The 21,003-nt window shown below is 45.3% G+C and carries 24 protein-coding genes and 1 other annotated feature; of the genes, 8 read left to right on the plus strand and 16 right to left on the minus strand.

The features are described 5' to 3' along the window. Nucleotides 1-5: 5 nt before the first annotated feature. From Q0785_RS10695 to Q0785_RS10725, 7 genes are all read right to left on the minus strand, one after another. A complete protein-coding gene (locus Q0785_RS10695) occupies nucleotides 6-1,280 on the minus strand; it encodes a TRAP transporter large permease (RefSeq protein WP_298829808.1) in 1,275 nt (424 codons plus the stop codon). Then, nucleotides 1,277-1,774, minus strand: a complete 498-nt coding sequence (locus Q0785_RS10700; protein WP_298829553.1) for a TRAP transporter small permease — start codon at nucleotides 1,772-1,774, stop codon at nucleotides 1,277-1,279. Before Q0785_RS10700 ends, Q0785_RS10695 begins: the two co-directional genes overlap by 4 nt. A 69-nt stretch (nucleotides 1,775-1,843) precedes the next feature. Continuing rightward, nucleotides 1,844-2,845, minus strand: a complete 1,002-nt coding sequence (locus Q0785_RS10705; RefSeq protein WP_223642690.1) for a TRAP transporter substrate-binding protein — start codon at nucleotides 2,843-2,845, stop codon at nucleotides 1,844-1,846. After that, nucleotides 2,842-3,882 carry an ureidoglycolate dehydrogenase gene (gene allD / locus Q0785_RS10710; protein ID WP_298829560.1) on the minus strand — a complete coding sequence of 347 codons (1,041 nt, stop codon included), beginning with the start codon at nucleotides 3,880-3,882 and terminating at the stop codon, nucleotides 2,842-2,844. Before allD ends, Q0785_RS10705 begins: the two co-directional genes overlap by 4 nt. Before the next feature lie 67 nt (nucleotides 3,883-3,949). Next, nucleotides 3,950-4,954 carry a substrate-binding domain-containing protein gene (locus Q0785_RS10715; protein ID WP_298829561.1) on the minus strand — a complete coding sequence of 335 codons (1,005 nt, stop codon included), beginning with the start codon at nucleotides 4,952-4,954 and terminating at the stop codon, nucleotides 3,950-3,952. Between the two features lie 210 nt (nucleotides 4,955-5,164). Continuing rightward, nucleotides 5,165-5,533 (minus strand): nuclear transport factor 2 family protein, encoded by a 369-nt coding sequence (locus Q0785_RS10720; protein WP_298829563.1) that lies wholly within the window; start codon nucleotides 5,531-5,533, stop codon nucleotides 5,165-5,167. Between the two features lie 90 nt (nucleotides 5,534-5,623). Next, entirely contained in the window at nucleotides 5,624-5,923 is a 300-nt protein-coding gene (locus Q0785_RS10725; RefSeq protein ID WP_223642682.1) for a hypothetical protein, read from the minus strand. Between the two features lie 170 nt (nucleotides 5,924-6,093). Here Q0785_RS10725 and Q0785_RS10730 point away from each other — a divergent pair, with 170 nt between their 5' ends. After that, nucleotides 6,094-6,813: a TIGR02206 family membrane protein gene (locus Q0785_RS10730; protein WP_298829567.1), complete on the plus strand. Its 720-nt coding sequence runs from the start codon at nucleotides 6,094-6,096 to the stop codon at nucleotides 6,811-6,813. A 5-nt stretch (nucleotides 6,814-6,818) separates the two neighbouring features. Here the strand turns inward: Q0785_RS10730 and Q0785_RS10735 are convergent, their stop codons facing one another. Continuing rightward, on the minus strand, nucleotides 6,819-7,727 hold the full coding sequence (locus Q0785_RS10735) for an NAD(P)/FAD-dependent oxidoreductase (RefSeq protein WP_298829569.1): 909 nt from the start codon (nucleotides 7,725-7,727) through the stop codon (nucleotides 6,819-6,821). Between the two features lie 188 nt (nucleotides 7,728-7,915). Then, nucleotides 7,916-9,025, minus strand: a complete 1,110-nt coding sequence (hisC, locus tag Q0785_RS10740) for a histidinol-phosphate transaminase (RefSeq protein WP_298829571.1) — start codon at nucleotides 9,023-9,025, stop codon at nucleotides 7,916-7,918. 320 nt (nucleotides 9,026-9,345) lie between these two features. On the opposite strand from hisC, the gene Q0785_RS10745 reads away from it, so the two are divergent. Continuing rightward, a complete protein-coding gene (locus Q0785_RS10745) occupies nucleotides 9,346-10,080 on the plus strand; it encodes a SurA N-terminal domain-containing protein (RefSeq protein ID WP_298829573.1) in 735 nt (244 codons plus the stop codon). Nucleotides 10,081-10,119: 39 nt separating this feature from the next. Here Q0785_RS10745 and Q0785_RS10750 read toward each other — a convergent pair whose 3' ends face one another. Next, nucleotides 10,120-10,401 carry a DUF6509 family protein gene (locus Q0785_RS10750; protein ID WP_223642665.1) on the minus strand — a complete coding sequence of 94 codons (282 nt, stop codon included), beginning with the start codon at nucleotides 10,399-10,401 and terminating at the stop codon, nucleotides 10,120-10,122. Nucleotides 10,402-10,533: 132 nt separating this feature from the next. Between Q0785_RS10750 and Q0785_RS10755 the strand changes: the two genes are divergently transcribed. Together Q0785_RS10755 and Q0785_RS10760 are read left to right on the plus strand one after the other, a co-directional pair. Next, the gene (locus tag Q0785_RS10755) at nucleotides 10,534-11,181 is read left to right on the plus strand and encodes an SDR family oxidoreductase (protein WP_298829575.1); all 648 of its coding nucleotides are present in this window, start codon (nucleotides 10,534-10,536) and stop codon (nucleotides 11,179-11,181) included. A gap of 87 nt (nucleotides 11,182-11,268) precedes the next feature. Then, nucleotides 11,269-11,655 carry a nucleotide excision repair endonuclease gene (locus Q0785_RS10760; RefSeq protein ID WP_223642714.1) on the plus strand — a complete coding sequence of 129 codons (387 nt, stop codon included), beginning with the start codon at nucleotides 11,269-11,271 and terminating at the stop codon, nucleotides 11,653-11,655. A 411-nt stretch (nucleotides 11,656-12,066) separates the two neighbouring features. Here Q0785_RS10760 and Q0785_RS10765 read toward each other — a convergent pair whose 3' ends face one another. Then, nucleotides 12,067-12,516: a GNAT family N-acetyltransferase gene (locus Q0785_RS10765; RefSeq protein WP_298829577.1), complete on the minus strand. Its 450-nt coding sequence runs from the start codon at nucleotides 12,514-12,516 to the stop codon at nucleotides 12,067-12,069. Between the two features lie 147 nt (nucleotides 12,517-12,663). Between Q0785_RS10765 and Q0785_RS10770 the strand changes: the two genes are divergently transcribed. Then, nucleotides 12,664-13,518: an arginine deiminase family protein gene (locus Q0785_RS10770; protein WP_298829579.1), complete on the plus strand. Its 855-nt coding sequence runs from the start codon at nucleotides 12,664-12,666 to the stop codon at nucleotides 13,516-13,518. Nucleotides 13,519-13,601: 83 nt separating this feature from the next. Here Q0785_RS10770 and Q0785_RS10775 read toward each other — a convergent pair whose 3' ends face one another. After that, nucleotides 13,602-14,195 carry an aminodeoxychorismate/anthranilate synthase component II gene (locus Q0785_RS10775; RefSeq protein ID WP_298829581.1) on the minus strand — a complete coding sequence of 198 codons (594 nt, stop codon included), beginning with the start codon at nucleotides 14,193-14,195 and terminating at the stop codon, nucleotides 13,602-13,604. After that, nucleotides 14,192-15,544, minus strand: a complete 1,353-nt coding sequence (gene trpE, locus Q0785_RS10780; RefSeq protein ID WP_298829583.1) for an anthranilate synthase component I — start codon at nucleotides 15,542-15,544, stop codon at nucleotides 14,192-14,194. The genes Q0785_RS10775 and trpE overlap by 4 nt, the downstream gene beginning before the upstream one ends. Before the next feature lie 213 nt (nucleotides 15,545-15,757). Continuing rightward, nucleotides 15,758-15,970: a binding site (T-box leader), on the minus strand. A 214-nt stretch (nucleotides 15,971-16,184) separates the two neighbouring features. On the opposite strand from trpE, the gene Q0785_RS10785 reads away from it, so the two are divergent. The 3 genes from Q0785_RS10785 to Q0785_RS10795 all read left to right on the plus strand — a co-directional run bounded on the left by Q0785_RS10785 (nucleotide 16,185) and on the right by Q0785_RS10795 (nucleotide 19,421). After that, nucleotides 16,185-17,444 carry an extracellular solute-binding protein gene (locus tag Q0785_RS10785; protein ID WP_298829584.1) on the plus strand — a complete coding sequence of 420 codons (1,260 nt, stop codon included), beginning with the start codon at nucleotides 16,185-16,187 and terminating at the stop codon, nucleotides 17,442-17,444. A 4-nt stretch (nucleotides 17,445-17,448) separates the two neighbouring features. Beyond that, a complete protein-coding gene (locus tag Q0785_RS10790; protein WP_298829586.1) occupies nucleotides 17,449-18,324 on the plus strand; it encodes a sugar ABC transporter permease in 876 nt (291 codons plus the stop codon). Between the two features lie 287 nt (nucleotides 18,325-18,611). Further along, complete coding sequence (locus Q0785_RS10795) at nucleotides 18,612-19,421, plus strand: carbohydrate ABC transporter permease (protein WP_298829588.1); 810 nt, start codon at nucleotides 18,612-18,614, stop codon at nucleotides 19,419-19,421. A 47-nt stretch (nucleotides 19,422-19,468) separates the two neighbouring features. Here Q0785_RS10795 and Q0785_RS10800 read toward each other — a convergent pair whose 3' ends face one another. From Q0785_RS10800 to Q0785_RS10810, 3 genes are all read right to left on the minus strand, one after another. After that, nucleotides 19,469-19,900 (minus strand): hypothetical protein, encoded by a 432-nt coding sequence (locus Q0785_RS10800; RefSeq protein ID WP_223642640.1) that lies wholly within the window; start codon nucleotides 19,898-19,900, stop codon nucleotides 19,469-19,471. A gap of 7 nt (nucleotides 19,901-19,907) precedes the next feature. Beyond that, the gene (locus Q0785_RS10805) at nucleotides 19,908-20,255 is read right to left on the minus strand and encodes an ASCH domain-containing protein (RefSeq protein WP_223642638.1); all 348 of its coding nucleotides are present in this window, start codon (nucleotides 20,253-20,255) and stop codon (nucleotides 19,908-19,910) included. A 101-nt stretch (nucleotides 20,256-20,356) separates the two neighbouring features. Further along, the gene (locus Q0785_RS10810) at nucleotides 20,357-20,980 is read right to left on the minus strand and encodes a cell wall hydrolase (RefSeq protein WP_223642636.1); all 624 of its coding nucleotides are present in this window, start codon (nucleotides 20,978-20,980) and stop codon (nucleotides 20,357-20,359) included. Nucleotides 20,981-21,003 lie beyond the last annotated feature (23 nt).

A 21,003-nucleotide genomic window follows, 5' to 3' on the forward strand; every position in this document is an offset into this window, starting at 1 on the left:
ACCACCTATTCAAATAGACTTGGTAAGAACAATGTAATCTGAGGAACAAATGCAACCAGCATAAGCACCACTAAACTGACACCTAAAAACGGCAGCAATTCCCTTGCTGTTTTTCCAATGGAGACTTTCCCGATTTGGGAAGCCACAAAGAGGCAGACGCCCACCGGTGGAGTGACCAATCCGATTACCAGATTCAAGACCATCATGACTCCGAATTGGATAGGATCCATTCCGACTGTCAAAGCAACCGGCAATAGTACAGGGAACAGGATAACCAATGCCGCAATCGTTTCCATAAAGGTCCCGACAAAAAGCAAAAGCAAATTGATCAATAAAATAACGATGATGGTATTGGTCGAAATTCCAAGAATCGATTCTGCAACCAGCTGCGGAATCTGTTCGCGCACCATAATCCAGCCGAATAGGTTGGCAAATCCGACAAGCAACATAATGGATGCAGTAGCTGTCATGGAAGACAGCATAATTTCCGGTATTTTTTTAACCGGCAATTCCTTATAGACGAAAATCCCAATGACAAAGGCATAAAGAACAGCAATAATTGAAGCTTCAGTCGGCGTAAAGAACCCGCCTAAAATTCCGTAAAGAATGATGAATGTCATCAGCAAGGCCCAAAAAGCACCGGTGAAGCTTTTCCATATGGCCTTTATGGGTTGACGTTCACCTTTCGGGTAGTTCCGTTTGACCGAAATGATATACACAGGGATCATTAAGCCGACTCCCAGAAGAATACCTGGAAGTGCGCCGGCTAAAAAGAGATCTCCAATAGAGAGAGAAGCCAGCGTACCTACAATGATCATCGGCAAAGAAGGTGGAATGATCGGTCCAACTGTAGAAGAAGATGCTGTTACAGCTGCTGAGAATCCTGCGCCATACCCTTCTTTTTTCATGGCCGGTATTAAAATAGAGCCAATACTCGCGGTATCAGCAAGCGCTGTCCCTGAAATTCCCGCGAAGCCCATTGAAGCACCAACGTTTGCAAGCCCCAACCCGCCGCGGATATGCCCAAAAAGATCGTTGGCGAACTGAATGATCCGCCCCGTGATCCCGCCTGCGTTCATTAAGTTCCCAGCCAGGATAAATCCTGGAATACAAAGCAGCACAAATGAGTTCAACCCTCCGAACATTCGCTGGGGGATAATGTTGAGCGGAATTCCAGCCAACATCAGGTAGATAAAAGAAGCGAGCCCCAAACTAAAGGCAACCGGAACGCCCAGGAAAATCAATGCGATAAAGGATACAAAGAGAAGAGTAGCCATCAGTGATCGTCACCTCCGTAAGTCTGACTGTAATCTTGTTTGTGTTTGATGAGGTCGACAATTTTGATGACTGCGTAAAATACCAGGAATACACTCATGATCAATAGAGAAGCATGGACAACTGACATTTGGAAAGGCATCGTTGCCGATCGTTGATTATCACCGAGCAAGGTGAAATTGTACCCTTCTACAACCATCACCAAACTTAACACGATGATAGCAAGGTAAATGATCACTTCGTAATATCTTCTGAAATTATTGGACATTCGATTAAGAAGCATATCCACGTTGATGAATTCATTGCGCATCAAAGCAAGTGGGGCTCCGAAAGCAATGCCGTACAAGAAAAGATAGCGTGTCAATTCTTCTGTCCATATGAAGGAAAATGGAGCGAAACGTGAAACGATCTGAACCGTGACGATAAGGATAACGCCGGCAAAGCTAAGGACTGTCAAAAAAGCGAGTGTGCTGTCAATCAATTTCCGGAACTTTGACATCCGAATTCATTCCTTTCCCAATGGAAAGGCACATTTGACCATGACAGCCAAATATGCCCTACTCACATATTATTCAACTGCAAGGATCTGTTCGTACAATTCCAATTGCTCCGGGGATAAAGAAGCTTCGACAGCTGGTGTCATCGCTTCACGGAATGCATCCTGGTCAACGTCTACAAATTCCATTCCAGCATCCATCAATTCCTGTTCGATTTCAGCAATTTCAGTTTCATAAAGCTCATCACCGAAAGTTTGTGCTTCTGCTGCTGCATCTTGGACAACTTGTTTCAAGTCGTCAGAAAGTTCATTGTATTGATCGTTGCCCACTAGGATGTAAATCCATGAATAGACATGCTCTGTGCGGTTTACGTAATCCTGTACTTCAGCCAATCCACCGCTTTGAATCAAGTCAACCGGGTTTTCCTGGCCATCGATTACGCCTTGCTGCAAGCCTGTAAATACTTCATTGAAATCCATTACTTGTGGAGATGCGCCGGCAGCCTGCCAGACATCCAGGAATAATGGTACGTTCGGTACACGCATACTGAAGCCGCTCAAGTCATCTGGAGATGTAATCGGCTCGTTTGACGTTAAGTTACGTGGAGCTCGTGTATGGTAGTAAAGAGCCGTTAAGCCTGCTTGATCGCTGACTTCCTGCTTGATCTGTTCACCGATTTCACCTTCAACCACTGACTTTACATGATCCAAATCACGGAAAGCGTAAGGAACTGCCATCAGTGCAGCATTCGGTGCCCAGTTTTGCAAGGTTTCCCCTGAAATAACCATGTCGGCTGTTCCTGCTTGAATCGAGTTGATGGTATCGGTTTCTCCACCCAGTGAGTTATTCGGATAGATGGTGATTTCCATCTGCCCATCTGAGTTTTCTTCCACCAGTTCTTCAAATTTCATAGCTGTCTGGTGCCAGATATGGTTTTCATCAGCTAAATGGCCGAATCTCCATTCAATTGTTTCACCTGACTCTGAACCGCCTTCTTCTGTTCCGCCATTTGAACCACAAGCTCCCAATACTAATACGGATGCAAAAATACCTGTTAACCATTTCTTTTTCATTTTTTATTCTCCCCTTTGTTTTTTATTGGTGTTTTCAAATATTCATAGGTAGTTGCTGCAATCTGGACGCCTTCTTTTCGATGGCGCTCTTCGTTTTCCTGTTCGATTTCTCCCGGAACCAGGACACGGCTGAACCCTTCAGCTGCCGGAACCTCACGAATCTCCTTGATCATTCGATCCATCTGTTCGAGAAAGTTTTCGGTATCTGTAAAGAAAGATGGGTTAATGGCGCAGAAATAATGTCCCAACTTTCTTTTTTTGTCCAATTTCTCATACATGGGATTGATGTGAGGACCAAACGCCATACCTGCAAGCAAACCTGAGAAAATATCGACAATCATCGATAACCCAGATCCTTTCGGGCCGCCGAATGGCATTAAAGACACCACTTCCGCGGGGTCAGTCACTGGGGATCCGTCACTATCCACTCCCCAGCCTTCAGGAATCTCTTTGCCTTCTTCTTTATGTTGAAGAATCTTACCCAGCGCCACATTCGACGTTGCCATATCCAAAATGAAGGGCTTCTCAGATTTAGCAGGGATTCCATACGCGATAGGGTTCGTCCCGAGGAAAGATTCTTTTCCGCCGAAAGGAACAACGATTTTATCGGTGTGGGTCATTCCGATGCCAATCAACTTGTGTTTTGTTGCGGTTTCAACAAAATAGCTGAGTGCTCCACAATGACTGCTGTTCATAACTGTCACCATGCCGACTCCATTTTCCTTAGCCATCCCGATGGCGTGATTCATGGCGATATCCGCTACGACATGGCCAAAGCCATCATCCCCATCAACCACGCCAGTCACCGGACCGGTTTGCGTGAATGAAATCTCAGGTGCCGGGTTAATGCCTCCAGCTTCGAGCCGGTTCATATAATGTTCCGTACGAAGGGCACCATGGGAATTCACTCCGCGCAGATCGGCATGGATAAGAATCTCAGCCACTTTTGCTGCATGTTCCTTGTTGACGGCAGCACTTTCCAATTTTTCTGCGATTAATGTTTGAACTTCCGTAAAAGCTGCAGTAACAGTCGCCATGGCGTTCCTCCTCCCGTTCAACGGCTTTTTTATCGCCGAGAAAACTTTCGACTCCAACTCATTTGCTTCAGATGGATTCCCGTTCCACCAAAATCGGTGGGTACCGCCGCTCTTCATATACTTCCTTGAAGTCTTTGCTGACAATCAATTTCAGCAAGGTCTCCGCTGCGTTTTGCCCGATCTCAAAAGTCGGTTGCTTAATGACGGAAATCGGTGTGGTAGCCGTCTCAAGAAATGGTGAATCGTCTATTGCAATCACACCGATATCTTCTGGAATAGCCAGTTTGTTTTTTTTGATGAACTTCAACAATTCAATCAAAGCCAAATCATTCGTAGCAAAAAATGCCTCTGGGCGGCTGCCGGAATCCCATATACTTTGAAGTTTCTTCCCGATTTCCTGACGTTCCTCTGCCACAATCCAATCTTCTTCGACCGACAGTCCGTGGAATGCCAATGCCTTTTTGTAACCCCTGATGCGCTCGATTCTTGGCGTCACGTTTTGGGCAATGGAAGTCGACACCAAACCTATTTTTTCCCGTCCTTTTTTCGCCAATTGTTCCACTGCAATCTGTGAAGCGCTTTCATTGTCGAGCAAAAGTGTCGGGAAAATTGGTTCATTAATCATCCGGTCCACAAAGACAATCGGAAATTCTGCATTCTTCAATTGCTTGTAGTAATCGTTATTGCCGTTTGTCGGGAAAATGACTAACCCGTCAACTTGTTTGGCCACCAGCATATCAATATAGGAACGCTCTTTTTCCGGCTGATCGTCTGCATTGCAAACAAATAAATGGAAGCCGTTTCTTTCACACTCGTCTTCAATCGCCCGAATAATCTCTGTAGAAAATGCGTGCAGAATATTTGCTACGATCACTCCGATTGTTCCAGTCTTTTTCTGTTTCAGACTTTTGGCTACCTGGTTTGGAATATAGCCCAATTCTTTGATAGCTGCTTCTACTCTCAGTTTTGTCGATGCTCCCATAAATTCAAAACGATTATTTATATACTGGGAAACAGTGCTTTTGGAAACTCCCGCTTTCGATGCTACATCTTGCATTGTGATTTTCTTCATTTTTTTCTCCTTGCACTAAACCGGTTTAGTAAGTCATTTTAGGAAAGTATAATTGAAAGATTTTTTAAAATCAATACTTTTTTTCAGAAAATTTGGTTTACCTCTCAAAACACTTCGAAAGTCTTATACTTTCGGGAGACAATCAGCCTCTGCCTAATAAATGAAAGGCACTTCCAAAAAGGGACGAGAAAATTTTCCCCGCCCCCTTTCTTATTCAACTTTATCTTCTTCATTTAACTGGCACTGCCCTAAAGCATCATCCAGGGTATCATACCTGCCCAAGCGGTGGACTTTCCCGTTTTTGATTTCCATGAAAGTGTAAATCGTTACGTGGCCGTTTTGGTTTTCCCATGTAGCTTGTTGGACGCAGATCACTTCGTCGCCTTTGGCGTAGTAGCCATGCGTTTCCAGTTTGATGCCTGACTCTTTGATCCATCGCTCCAGGATATCATGGCCTTCTGCCATCCCCCTTGGGCCTACCAATTCAATATGGGGATCTGACACTTCCAAAACGCCTTTGATATCCCGCTCGTTTACTTTCTTTGTCCACTGATCCGCAATTTTGATATTGTCCTCCATTTTCTTATCTCCTTTCCTCCAGACGTAGCCCTGCTTTTACTGCAGCTCTATAAGATTGAAAAAAGAAGATAGGAAAAAAACCTATCTTCTTTAGTAATTCTCGTTTTTCAGTTTTTTAAACGTCTCCACGAATTTATCGGGATCTGTATAGACTTTATAAGTCAATACTCCGCGATGTGTATGAAGATACAATAAGCTGGCTTCAGAAGAAAATGATTTATAGGAGATATCCCAGACATTCGCTACATGGAACTTCGTCGCAGAAGTCACCAATGTATCTTCGTATAACTGAATATTACATTCAGTTTCAACGATTTTCATTTCACCAGCCTCGATGGAACGCTCCGTGTCGATGTAAGTGATGGACGACAATAAATTCAGTTGGTCCACGCGGGCATTCCTCCTACGGATCCTTTTCTAGAAGTTTATCGTATAGAGAGGGTTGTACGCAAAGCATACGTTTATGTCAGGGTAAAATAGCCGTCTTCAAGTAAATAGACCAGTTGACTGAATAAATGATAAACTACACACAAAATAACTTCTCGATCAGGAGGGCTGTTATGGAAAACTGGTTTGCTGCGACATCCACTTATTCTTTCAACCCTTTTTCTCCAAGCCACTTGCTGGCACTCGCGATTGCTGTGGCCGGGATTATTGCCCTTATCTCAATAAAGGGGCGGTTGAGGGAAAGCAAAGATCTTTATCAATGGCTGCGATGGCCGTTGCTGACTATCCTTTTCACTTCGGAGTTCTCTTATCATTATTGGGCCATCACGAATGACGTCTGGAGCTTTAACGGGCAGATGCCGCTGCACCTATGCGGAGTGGCCTCTATTACTGCCATGATCGGCTTGTTGACCATGCGGCCATTCTGGATCCAACTTTCTTTTTATATCGGCATACTTCCGGCCTTTCTTGCCTTGATAACCCCTGAACTGCCCTATGATTATCAGCATTTCCGCTTCTGGAAATTCTTTGTCCATCACACGGCAATTTCCTGGGCCTGCCTATTTTTGGCCTTATGCCGTCCGCAAGCCCTGACCATGCGTTCAGTTTTTTCAGTGTACGCCTTGCTGCTTGCTTATGCCGCCGTCATCGGTTTTTTCGTCAACCCACTGACAGATTCCAATTACCTTTATTTGATGCAGCGCCCGAATACTGCCTCCCCACTTGATTTCTTCGGCGATGGGTTGTGGTATTACTTTAACCTGTGCCTGACAACTCTGGCTTTGTTTTTTGTCCAATACCTGCTGTTTCGAAAATTCATAAAAAATTCTTGATCCGGCTACTCCGTATCGAAGTACTCATTGATCAAATCTCCATTGACGCCAATGGCTGCCGCACTGCCTTCACCGGCTGCAATGACCAGCTGGGAAGGTACAATCAATGAAGCATCGCCCGCTGCATAGACGTTCCAGACATTCGTCCGTCCGTAATCATCCGTCAAAATCCCGCCATGTTCGTTTTGCTTGCAGCCAAGTTGCTTGGCAAATGGAGTCGCGTGGCTCCATAAAGGGGTTACAAAGCCGCCTGTCCGATCGATTAATGTGCCATCTTCAAGCCTGACGCTGCGTAACTGTCCGTTCTCGCCTTCCAGGCCGCCAATGGGATCCTCTACCACATTTATGCCTTTCCGAAGCAGTTTTTGCTTGTCCTCTTCTTCCAAACGGCCTTCCCCGTTTGTAAAGACAATCAAGTCATGGCTCCATGTATAAATTTTCTTCGCCAGTTCGAATACCTGTTTGTCCGCAATCACTGCCAGCGCCTGATCACGCAATTCCCAACCATCACAGTATGGGCAACTGAACAAACTGGTGCCATAAAACCTCTCAATATCGGGAATGTTCGGCTGCTCTTCTTTCAGGCCTGCCGCGATGATGATTTTAATGCTGTGGAATACATCTCCATCTTCTGTCACCAATTCATAATGGGTTTTAGAAATCCGGTTGACACTGGTGATCCGCTGCTCTTTAATCTCCACGCAACCGTATTTTGCGATATCTTCACGGCCCAGGCGTTTGAGTTCTTCCGGTTCAATACCATCCCGTGTAATGAAGCCATGCGATTCCCTCGTCACTAAATTGCGTCCGTTGTCGTCGTCAAAAAGCAATGTATTCCTTCTGGATCTGCCTAGCACCAATGCAGCATTGAGTCCCGCAGGTCCGCCCCCTATTATTGCGCAATCATAAATCATAGCATCCATCCTTCATTAATGTCATTTCCCCGAAAATTCCCGTTTTTTCCCTTTACTAAACAAACGTTTCATTTATATTTGTGTTGTCCCGACAATCTTTGCTTATAAAATGATGGGAAGCAGTTTGGCTTACTGTGAGTATCACAATAATAAAAAAAAAGAGGCTCCCAGTTTCAGGAGCCTCTCTTTTAAGCTTGTTTCACTAACAATGACTTTAATGTATCGATGAAGAATTGATTTTCTTCCGGCGTTCCAACAGAAACCCGTACGTAATCAGGCAAGCCCCAGATTTTTCCGTAGCGGACAATGACACCTTTCGCCATTAATTCCTTGTACAGCTTTTCACCGTCTTCACCGATCTGCACCAATACGAAGTTGGCCATGCTTTCGATATACGCTAATCCCAGCTCCTCAAAAGCCTTGTACAATTGTTCCCGGCCGGCTTTATTGGCTTCTTGAGAAGTCTTCACGTGTTCGGTATCTTCAATGGCAGCCGTTGCAGCAATCTGCGCTAATGTATTGACGTTGAACGGTTCTTTCACTTTTAGGATCGACTGGATGATCGGCTCGGAAGCAATGCCGAATCCGACCCGCACTCCGGCAATGCCGTAGATCTTCGAGAAGGTCTGCAAGGTCAGTACCGGGTAGCCGGCATTGATGTATTCGATGCCATGGGTGTAATCAGCGGCATCTGCGAAATGGCTATAGGCAGCGTCGATAACTACTAATACCCCATCAATCGCTTCCACTAATTTATCCAGATCCGGCTTGGACATATAGGTGCCTGTCGGGTTGTTCGGTGTACAAATATAAATGATCTTGGTTTTGTCCGTCACAGCCGCGATCATGGCGTCCACATCAAACTCAAAGCCTTCGATGAATTTGACCGGTACTACTGTGGCACCCATGATATGTGCACCAAAATCATATTCACTGAACGATGGCGAAGGAACGATCACTTCGTCCCCTTCTTCAAGGAAAGCTTCAGAAATCAGCGTGATCAGCTCGTCAGCGCCGTTTGTCGGAATGACCTGCTGCGGGCTTACATTGAATTCCGCGGCAATGGCTTTTTTCAATGCGCTGGCATCTGCATCGGGATAACGGTTCAATTCCGCCAGTCCCTGTTGGATGGCAGCTACTGCTTTAGGTGATGGGCCAAGTGGATTTTCGTTGGACGCCAATTTGATGACACGGTCCAATCCCAATTCCTTCTGTACTTCCCAAATCGGCTTTCCAGGCGAATAAGGCTGAATTTTATCAAGGGTTTTACGTGCTTGAATATGGTTTGAACTCGTCATAGGGATTCCTCCAAAAGATGTAAGTGTTGTATCATTATTAATATATTCTTATAATTATACCATCTAGCTCATATAGTTCAATCGAACAAACTAACCAGATGGACTGGCTTGTCATGAACTTTTTTGATTCATTCCAAGACTGTAGAGCTTATGTACAAAGTAACGATTGCGGGTTGCAGCGGGAGCTGAGTGGAAAACAAGTTCCGCTTCTTTCATTATACAGAATTGCGACATTATTTAAACACATCTAACCAACTATTTGTATCGGATAATAAAATATGGTTTACTTTTAAGAGACAGATTGAAAGAGGAGTTTTAACATGATCAAGAAAATGAAGTTCGCATTCGCCCCTTTTCTTTTATTGCTGACCTTGGGCGCGTGCTCTGATAATGAAGAAACTGCACCTGAAGAAAACACAGAACCTGAAACTACGGAAGAAGCGACAGCAGATACTGCTCCTGCAGAATCTTCTATGGAATTGCCGGATCAAGAAGAGGTTGTCGTCGTAGTAAATGGAGATGAAATTTTAGGGAATGTCTATAATAGCGTAGCACGCCAATTGGAAACCACATTAGCTGCACAAGGGCACACGACATCGGATGAAACGAACGAACTTGTGAAAGAGCAGGCTATGTCTGTATTGATCGGAAATAAGGTCATTATGCAGGATGCTGAAGAAAAAGGCTATGAAGCTGATGAATCAGCAGTCGAAGAACGTTTGGAAGAGTTGAAAGGCCAGTTTGAGACGGAAGAAGCAATGGACAAAGCATTGAAGGAAACCGGCTTTACACTGGATGATATGGAAAACCAGCTTCGTGAACAGTTGATCTATGAACAATATATTGCAGAAGAAATAGAAACTGGCGAAGTAACGGACGAAGAAGTGAAAGAAGCTTATGATGGCTTTGTCGAGAGTTCTGAAGAGGAAGCACCTGCCTTTGAAGAAATGGAACCGACTATACGGAAGTCACTGGAAGAGCAAAAAACTCAGGAAGCGGTATTTGCCCGCATCGAAGAACTGAAAGAAGACGCGGAAATCGATATTAAACTATAACAAAAAACATCCTGCTCAAAGTGAGCAGGATGTTTTTTGTTATGCCAGTTTTTCTGAACAGTAAGCGAGGATTTCTTCTTCTTCCTCTTCTTCAAGTCCAAACTCAAGTGCGCCTCTTGTCTGCTTATCGATAAAATTATAATGCGCTATGCGGGCACCAGTTTCTTCTGCAGCAATAATGACGCGCAGTTCCAGGCCACCATCGGTATATAGTTCATCATCTTCGTCAACTTCGACATTCAACAAGAATTCGTAACGATCGCCCACCATGATGCCTGTAGGGTCGTTGATTTTGTGAAACACGTAATCTGTAATTTGCATTGTAACACCTCCGTTCTTCTATTCTAGCTTGTCTGTGCCTTTTTGGACAGTTGCACGGCGAAATAAAACGTTTAATGCATTCACAAAAGGGAAGATAAGGGAAGTGAAGACAATTAAAGGAGTGGAAATCGAATGAACGTATTAGTTATTGGAGCAAACGGTCAAGTCGGCCGCAATGTTGTCAAAGAATTAGCCGAATCAAAACACGAAGCGACCGCTATGGTCCGTAAAGAGGAACAAATAGATAAGTTGAAGGAACTTGGCGCGTCCAAGGTAGTGCTTGCTGATCTGGAAAAAGACTTCAGTGATGCTTTTGAAGGGGTTGATGCTGTTATTTTCGCAGCAGGTTCCGGCCCATCGACAGGAGCTGACAAGACCTTGACCATCGATTTATGGGGCTCTGTCAAAGCGGCTCAATATGCACAGGATAAAGGCGTCAAACGCTTTGTCCAATTAGGATCGATGGGATCGAATGATCCTGATGCCGGCGGTGAGGCGATGAAGCCCTATCTTGTCGCCAAGCGGACAGCAGACGAATTGCTGCAGGCAACCAATTTGGATTATACGATTGTCCGTCCCGGTGCACTTTCAGACGAAGACAAGTCCGAGAAGATTGAAGTGTCGCTCGAAGGTTTCTCTTCTATGGAAGGAAGATCCATTCCAAGAGCGGACGTCGCACATGTCCTGGTTGATGTACTCGACCGCAGCAATACCTACAACAAAGTATTTGAAGTGCTGCAAGGGGATCAGCCGGCAAGCGAACAATTGAAGACCTTATAGAAGGACCATAACAAAGAGTAAAAAAGAGCGGATGGATTTCCGCTCTTTTTTATGTTAAAATAGGCAATACGATAATTTGAGGACGTGATAAGCATGATTAATATCCAACCACCAAAAGCGGACGTGACGATTACACAACGCAAACAGGAAATTACAGGTGACGAAGCCGTCATCAAACCACTATACGGCTTTATCGATCTGCACGAAATTCCACGTGATAAAGGCGGCATCATCCAGTTTTTTAATCATAGTGGAGAATTGTTGTTTGTCGGCAAAGCCCGCAAACTTCGCCAACGTGTGAAAAAGCATTTCGAAGATTCGGTATCACCTTTGAAGAATCACCGCGAAGAAGTATACCGCATCACCATTTCCATTGTGGAAGATCCAATGGAGCGCGATATCTACGAAACGTATTTGATCAATACGCAAAAAGCTAAATACAATGTAGATAAAGTTTTCTACCAAGAGCAATAACAATAAAAAAAGGCTGTCCCATAAGCCTTGGAAATAAAACCGCTGGAGAAAAATCATTGATTTTTCTCCAGCGGTTTTTGCTTTGTATGCGGTTTTCCCGAAAAGCAGCTTGTGGTCCAGGGACTTTTTTGGATTTTATTTGATAAGAAGATTTGTTTTATGCCATTAATAGAGCTTACGATCCAAGTTGGGTGAAATACAGTCCAAATACGAAAAATACGGTCCAAACGAATGAAATACAGTCCGCGAGCTAAAATACGTCCACAATGAGGTAGTGGCGGTCTTTAAAACTGTCTAGCTGGGACATCTTCGTACCCGCTATTAGTGTGTTGAAGCGATTGACGGAGAAGAGAGTCCAGTAACCTTCCTAAATTCCCAACTGCTGCTGATTTTTTTGACCAAGGTCCTTTTCTATTGTTCTCTATTTCGGTTTTCAGCTGGATCCGTCAACCTTTTTTCGAAGTAATGATGGCTATGGCCTTCCGGGAAATCATTGACTCTGCCGAATTCCGAGAAGCCCTGCTTTTTGTAAAACTCAGGAGCTTGAAAGCTCAACGTATCGACAATCATCAGTCGGTGACCTTTGCTGCGTGCATAAGCTTCCGCTTGAGCCATCAGCTTTGCGGCAATCCGTTGGCCTCTGGCTGACGGGTCCACCCAGAGGAAATCAATGTGAAGATGCCGCCAAAAACCGGTAGCCGTCAATCCTCCTGTGATTTCTCCTTCATCATTACGGACGATAAAGCTCATTTGTTCGAATGGTGATGTTTTTTCCCCCGGTAAACTCGCATTATTGTGTTCAATGACTTTTTTTCGGATAAAGTCACGGTCCTCCGCCACTTCCTGTTGAATGATTTTCATTGGAATCCCCTTTTTCAATTGATTTTATAGTCTTTCTCCATTTTCTCACTCTTTGGATATTTTGTGCATCTTCTTCTGCTGGAATGTTTTAAGTTTCCATCTAAAAGGAATATACAATTAATAACTATGTTTTTTGGAGGAAGCCATATGTCGTCATATATCAAAGAAAGCCCATCTGCCCGTTGCCAAAGCGAATACGATCCACTCCGGCGCGTCCTGCTTTGCCCACCACGTTATATGGAAATAAAAGATGTCATCAACGATGTCCAGAAAAGATACAAAGATGAAAATATCGATGTGGACAAAGCACTTCACCAGCACAATGAATTCGTCCAGGCTTTGATAGAGCAAGGTGTTCAAACCGATTTGATCGAGCCCTCTGAAAATTATCCTGAACAGGTTTTTACACGCGATATCGGATTCACTATCGGAGACACAGTCTTCATCAGCGAAATGGCTTCTGAAATCCGGCAGGGAGAGGAACAGGAACTCCAAAAATGGATGGAGGCACATGATGTGAACGTTAAGGAATTGGCCGGCCACCGCATAGAAGGCGGCGATGTCATCATCGACCGCGATACCGTCTTTGTCGGAGTCAGCAGCCGGACTTCCAAAAAAGCCATCCGTGATCTGCAGCTGGAGTTGCCGGATTTCGAAGTCATCCCTGTTTCATTTAACGAGAAATACCTGCACCTGGATTGTGTTTTCAATATCCTGTCGCCCACGGAAGCCCTCATCTTCCCTGAAGCGCTCGATATGGAGACGGTCAAGATGCTCGCAGAACGCTATACCTTAATCCGCGTCAACGAAAAAGAGCAGTTTGCGCTCGGCACCAATGTACTGTCCATCGGCGACCGGAAAGTCTTCAGCCAACCACAGAACCGGCAGGTCAATAAGCAATTGACGTCTCGCGGATTCCATGTGATTGAAGTCGATTATTCCGAAATCATCAAATCAGGTGGAGCTTTCCGCTGCTGCACGATGCCATTGATCCGTGAATAGCCGCCAGAAGCGAAATAAAAGTACGGAAATCTTTCAACAACCTAAAAAATCCCAAGCCGGTATGGCTTGGGATTTTTTTCTGTCTATCGGATGCTGGCTTTTTCCTGCTGTACCTGCACAATGAATTCCTTCATCAATTCCACGCCATCTGGAGTGCCGATGGACTCAGGATGGAATTGGATTCCGTAAACGGGATAATGCCGATGCTTTACGGCCATAATCGTGTCATCATCTAGTGCCCGGGATTGGACTTCCAGACAATCAGCCAAAGTCTCCGGTTCCAATACTAGGGAATGGTACCGCATGACCGGCAATGGCATCGGCATGTTTTGGAACAAGCCTTGCTGATCATGCGAAACTTGTGAGACCTTGCCATGGCGGATAAAAGGAGCTTGAACTACTTTTCCGCCGAACGCCGCTCCAATCAACTGCTGTCCCAGACAAATGCCCAGAATCGGAATGGATTGATAAAGCTCCTGAATCAGCTCGATCGATTCAGGCAATTCCAAGGGATGGCCGGGTCCTGGCGAAAGGATGATCGCCTGAGGATTTTTCGCTTTAATTTCATCAAGTGTCAAAACACCGTAACGGACCACTTCAACTTCAACGTCCATCGCAGCGATGGCCTGGTAAATATTATAGGTAAACGAATCGTAATGATCGATTAAGAGAATCATCCGAACACCTCCGTTAGTGAACGCGCTTTATGCAGCGTTTCTTCGTATTCCGCCTGTGGATCCGAATCGAAGACAATACCGGCGCCCGCCTGGACATGAACCATGCCATCTTTGACCACAAAAGTGCGGATGGCCAATGCGACATCCAAATTACCATTGAATCCCAAGTACCCGATAGCTCCTCCATAGACGCCTCTGCGCTCTTCTTCAAATTCCTGTATCAATTGCATGGCCCGCACTTTGGGAGCTCCTGAGACAGTTCCAGCAGGCAAGCAGGACACCAATGCATCGAGCGGATGCATTTTCCCGTCAAGCTCACCAGTCACTTCCGAAACCAGGTGCATAACGTGCTGGTATTTTTCGATGACCATATACTTCGGCACTTCCACTGTACCAATTTGCGCTACGCGCCCCACATCGTTGCGGCTGAGGTCGACCAGCATCTTATGTTCCGCCTGCTCCTTCTCATCACCCGCCAATTCTTCGGCCAACTGATTGTCTTCGGCAACGGTTCTGCCGCGCTTGCGTGTTCCAGCAATCGGATTGGTCACCATATGGCTGTCCCGAATCGTCAACAGGCTCTCCGGTGAAGCACCTACAATGGCATAGCCGTCAAAATCGATGAAGAATTGATAAGGAGACGGATTTTGCTTGCGTAATTTTCGGTACAATGCGAAAGCATCCCCTTTATAACTGGCAGACAAACGCTGCGACAGCACCAATTGGAAGACGTCCCCTTTGCGGATATGATCTTTTGCCTGCTCCACCTGTTTACGGAAAAAAGCATCAGTGGTTTTGGAAACGAACTGCAGTGATTCCTGATCTCCTGCTCCAGCCGGGTTTTCCGGCACCGACAATTGCTGTTCAATGTCATCCAGCTTGTCTTCAAACGATAAAATCGTCACATCATTTTTTACATGGTCGAAAACCACGATGGTTTCATAAACCTGGAGGTGGATATCAGGCATCTGGAGGGTGTCTTCCTTCGGCGCCTTGATCGGTTCATAGGCTTGAATCGCGTCGTAACCGATATATCCAAGCGCACCGCCTGTAAAAGGCAGTCCTTCCACTTCCGCTTCATAACGGGGCATCAGTTTTTTAATCAGCTCCAACGGTTTGCCTTCATGTGTTCTTTCGGCGCCTGTCCGAAAATTAATTTCCCGTAATTGTTGGCTGTGGCCTATATAGCCCGTTGAGGGATCCGCTCCAATAAAGGAATAGCGGCCTGTCACACTGGTCTTTAAAGAACTTTCGAGCAGGCATTTGCGTTCTCCAGTCAATCGGTTAAACACCGCAATCGGCGTCAAAGAATCTCCATCAATTTTTCTCATTTTCATTTCCTTGCTCATCTCGGCTCATCTCCTATTCTTAAAAGCGGAAGCGATCAGCCAGACTCGACAGGCACAAAACAGACCGGCGAAGCGGCATGGTTTGGTGTTTTCAAGAGTCTAATCGCCAAAGCTGGATACTACATGCAGATGAAATTATCCAGCTTATACTTTTTAGTGCTTTTACCTTATTTGAAAACAAAAAAGCCCCCTGCAGGAACAGAATTGTTCCTTGCAGAGGACGGATTGACCGCGGTACCACCTCGTGTTAAAGCTAAAACAGCTTTCACTTGAACCCCGATAACGTAGGGAAAAACGGATTCTTCTACTGCTTGTTCAAAGAACCACTCATAAGCCCATTCACTCAGATACCCCACCAGTTTCCACCTGCCACTGGCTCTCTTTGAGAGGTTGATCTGCGCTACTCTTCTTATTCATCGATTTAGCTCTGCTATACTCTGCTCAACTGGAATTCGGCGGTGTCGCTTCCGACCCCTTCAACCGCAATCCGTACAAAAAAGGTTGTGCCAATCTTATTCAATTTCCGCCCATTTGTCAACTGATAACATGGCTTATTTAGATAATTCTGTATTTAAGAGAAAGATTGGGGTATAAATAAAGTAAGCATTTCAATTTTTTAAATAGAGGGAGGAGACAGAGGATGAAAAAGTTTGCATATTTATCATCAGGAGTTTTGGCTTCAAGTTTACTGCTTGCCGGATGCGCAGGTGACAGCCCAAGCGATACAGGCAATGAAGGTGCAGAAGACAGCACCCAGATCAGCTTTATCCATTGGAGAGGCGAAGACAAAGCAGTACTGGATGATATCATTGCCCAGTTTGAAGATGAAAATCCTGACATTTCCGTGGAAATGACCATCTATCCATCTGAGCAATACCAGGCTACCGGACAACGTCTGCTGCAGGACGGGTCGACGGGCGACGTCTTTACATCCTTCCCTGGCGCACAATTTGAAGCCATCGCCAGCGCCGGTTTGTTCGAAGATTTGAGCGGTGAGGATTTCGTTTCCAATTTTGATCAGGAACTCATTAGCGTCGGACAGAAAGACGGAACTCAGCTTGCGCTTCCTTATCAGCTGGTCTTCAATATGCCTGTCTATAATAAGGGCATGTTCGAAGAGCTTGGACTGGAAGTGCCGAAGAGTTGGAGTGAATTCCAGGACATGGCAGACACACTCCTTGAGAATGGTATTACGCCGATCGCTTTTCCCGGAGCAGACATCGGCCCCAACCAATTCATGAACAGTATGATGATGAACAATGCGCCGGATGAAGACGTATTCGAAAAACTTCAGAATGGCGAAGAATCCCTGACCAACGAATGGTGGGTCAAGACGCTGGAAGATTTCCAATTGCTTGAGCAACAAGGCTATATCCAGGCCGATGCTCTGGGGACTACCCAAGATTCCGCAATGGCGATGGTGGCCAATGAAGAAGCCGCTATGCTGGCGACAGGATCATACCATATGTCTGCTTTGCTGGATCTGAATCCTGATCTTCAGCTGGATTTAATGGCTCCGATCACTGTTGAAGAAAGCGAAGCTGTCTATGAAGGCATCAATACAGCCACCTTCATGCTGGCAGTCAATAGCCAGTCCGAGAAAAAAGAGCAGGCAAAAGAATTCATCACGTTTCTGAGCCAGCCTGAAATCGCTTCCCAATACGCTAATGAAACTGGTCAGCATCTAACGGTCAATGATGTTGAATATGAATCAGAAGTATTGCAGAATACAGCTTATTGGATCGATGAAAGAAAAACCCGGTTCCAGCCGCGTTTCCTAATTACGAATGCTCAAATCGAGGCTGCAGTCCTTAGCTCCATCGAAAACGTGTTGGGTGGAGCAGATCCGATGACAGCTGCTGAAGAAGCCCAGCAGCTCGTAGAAGAAAACAGGGAATAACGGGATGAGAGTTTCTAAATCCATCTACTTATTCTTTCTGCCAGGGCTGCTATTGTATGCGATTTTCTTTGTTTACCCGACAATCAGCGCCCTGTTTTATTCGTTTACAGATTGGGACGGCCTCAGCTCAAGTTTTCAGTTTGTGGGAATCGCCAATTACGAACGTGCCTTTACCGGGGACACAATTTTCCGTAAGACGATCGGCAATAACCTGAAATTTATGCTTGTCGTTGTTGTCTTCCAAACACTCGTCGCCCTTGCTTTTGCGATGATTGTCTTAAAAAACACAAAGACTACAATTTTTTTGCGCGCGCTTTATTTTTTCCCGACCATCCTGTCATCTGTATCCGTAGCCTTTATTTGGTCATTTATCTACGATCCGTCACTTGGTATCCTGAATCAGGTATTGGAGCTGGTCGGACTTGAATTCCTGACGCAAAACTGGCTCGGCAACGCAGATATTGCCATCTATTCTTTAGCTGTTACCCAAATTTGGTTCCATGCCGGACAAATGCTCATCATATTCGTTGCAGGCTTGCAGGCCATTCCGGACGAACTCTATGAAGTAGCAAAAATAGAAGGGGCCAACAAGTGGCAGACCTTCCGCAGTGTAACTTGGCCACTGCTGGCACCTTCCGCTACGATTGTCGTTGCGTATACCACGATCCAATCGTTCAAAGCATTCGATCTGGTCTTTGCGATGACAGGCGGCGGACCGAATAATTCAACGGAGATTGTGGCTACTTATATCTTCGATATCGCTTTCAGAAGCTACCAATTCGGCTATGCCAGCGCCATTTCCGTTATTTTCATGATCATTATCGCGATTATTACATTCCTGCAATTCAAAGCTTTGCGTTCTGATAGAATTTCTTACTAGAAAAGCGAAGGCAGCCATCTAGCCGCGACAAGCGCTGGAAGCTTTACCGGGAATGGCGTTCTTTGCCATTCTTGGTAAAGCTGAAGCGACTCGAGGGGCTGGCTGCCGGAGTCTGGATCACTAGAAAAGCGGAAGCGCCCGTGTAGCTCTGACGGGCATAAGACAGACCAGCGAAGTGGCATGTTTTCAGCCACATAGCTGGGCGGGCTTATGACCCCGAAGAGCTGAACAAGAAATAAACCCAAGAATTTTTAATTTCTCAAGCCTAAGGAAAGGAGGACAACAGCTTGTTCTTCCGCAGATTTTCCCTTATCATCTATGCACTGTTGATTTTGGTTCCGTTGTTGATTGTGGTGTTGACTTCCATGAAAACCATTCAGGAAACGTTCAGAAATCCGCTCGGTTTTCCGGAAGCCGGTCTTCAATTTGAGAACTACGCGGCGATTTTCCAGGAGCAGACGATGGCTGGCTACTTTGTAAACAGCACAATCGTCACTTTGTTTTCCGTGTCGTTGACATTGTTCTTTGCTTCGTTGATTGCCTATGGCATCACCCGTCTCAACAATTGGGTCGGCAATTCCTTATTCATCCTGTTCACACTCGGCATGATGGTGCCGGCGCAAGTCAGCATGATTCCCCTCTATTCGCTGATGCTCGATCTCAACCTGACCAATAGCTTAGTGGGGCTCATTCTCGTCAACATCTCTACAACCATGCCGATTGCTGTTTTTATTCTAACCGGCTTCATGAAGACCTTGCCGAAAGAATTGTTTGAAGCTTCTACAATAGACGGGGCAGGCAATTGGAAGATTTACACCAAAGTGGCTATTCCGCTGTCGCTTCCTTCTCTATCAGCTACAGCCATTTTCCTGTTTGTGATGCATTGGAATGATTTGCTGTATCCTTTGCTGTTCATTACGGATAATGCCTACAAGACCCTGCCTCTCGCTTTGCTGGAGTTCCAGGGTGAATATTCAACGAACTACCCAATGCTCTTTACAGGCGTCATCATTGCCTCAGCGCCAATGGTCATCGCCTATATTTTCCTGCAGCGCTATTTTGTTGCCGGTATGACAGCAGGCGCTGTCAAAGGATAAGCAAAAGGACGACACCGCTCATTACAGAGGGGTGTCGTCCTTTTTCATCACCAAAACATCGGTTTATCGACCATGAACCATAGCATGAGCAATAATAATAAAATATAAATCCATAAAGAACGGTTTAACTTCTTAACCAACCTCAATTGGTCGGCTCCTTCTTCCCCAAATTGGCGGAGAGTCGGTGTAAATGCACGCGCTAAGAAAAAGACAGAAGCGACCATCACGGCCAGCGTACAAACTATCCAAGAAGTGCCCCATTCCCACGGTCCCTGCCAAATCAACAGGATGCCTGTCGTTACCAGCACGTGCCCTGCATGTTTTACAAGACGTGTCGCCGATCTGAACGTCGTGATATGCGAGTCCAATAGAATGCCGGCTGCCGTTTCCATTCGTTTGATTAAAGGAAGCAGCACAAAAAAAGGACCGATGGATAACACAGCGCTTAAAATATGGGCGTATAGAATAAATATATACATTGTTTACTTACTCTGTTGCCAAGTGGAATTCATGGACCCAAACAGTCATCTCAGGCAACCAGGGCATACCTGGATGAAACGACAAGATCGATTGTTTATAATCTTCTACAGACGCGTAACCTTCCCGAGTGATGTTTTCATCTGTTAATTCACCAAGTGTTTGCTGATATACCTGATCCACCACAAATTTCTTGTCTTTGAGTACCATGATTTCCCCTATGTCTGCATAGCGTCCATTTCTTCGAGTTGCCGACTTCGTGCCAGCCAAAACTTTTTCTACGTCCTGCTTATTGGTCACCAGTTTTTCGACACTGCAGGTTTTCGGCGGCATTTGCTGCGCATTATTTTCTGACATTTCTACTCCACCTCTCTTTATTCCTTCTCAGTATAACTCTTTTCAGCACTCTGTTTCATTCCATAAAAAATCGCCCTGTTTTTTCAGGGCGATGCTTAAAATCATTTTGCAAATATATGTTTGCCGATTTTCGTGATGGTTGTACGCGAGAAGATCCACGTATCCGTCACGCCGCTTGGATTGTAATAATACGTTGCACCAAGTGATGGATCTGAGCCCTTCACAGCTGCTTTCACAGCCTGATAAGCTGAAGCGTTCGGCTTGAATTTGTACTGCCCGTCATTTACAGCAGTAAACGCGTTACGCTGAAAAATGACATTGTATGTACTGTTTGGAAATAGGGAGGAATCGATACGATTCAGGATAACAGCTGCTACCGCTACTTGACCTGTATGGTTTTCTCCACGTGCTTCTCCGTGTACGACACGTGCCATCATATCAACATCCGAAAGTTTCGCTCGTGTCAACGGACCTGTAAAACCAGTAGCCGGAACATTGAAATCACGCTGGAACTGAATGACTGCATTTTTAGTGATAGATCCATAATAACCTGTAGGTGCCGTCTGGAAGTAGCCCAGTTTTTTCAAGGTTGCTTGAAGTTCTGAAACATCCTGTCCAGCCACCCCTTCATGCAAATCTGGAGAATGTGCTTCTGCGGAGGTTTGAGAAAAACCTAAGAATAGAACTGTAAATAAAGCGAACACCAATACTTTTAATTTCTTCATGCTTTCTCTCCCTTCTATTCCAA

Origin of the sequence: uncultured Planococcus sp., assembly GCF_947501725.1 — a bacterium.
Lineage (GTDB): Bacteria > Bacillota > Bacilli > Bacillales_A > Planococcaceae > Planococcus > Planococcus donghaensis_C.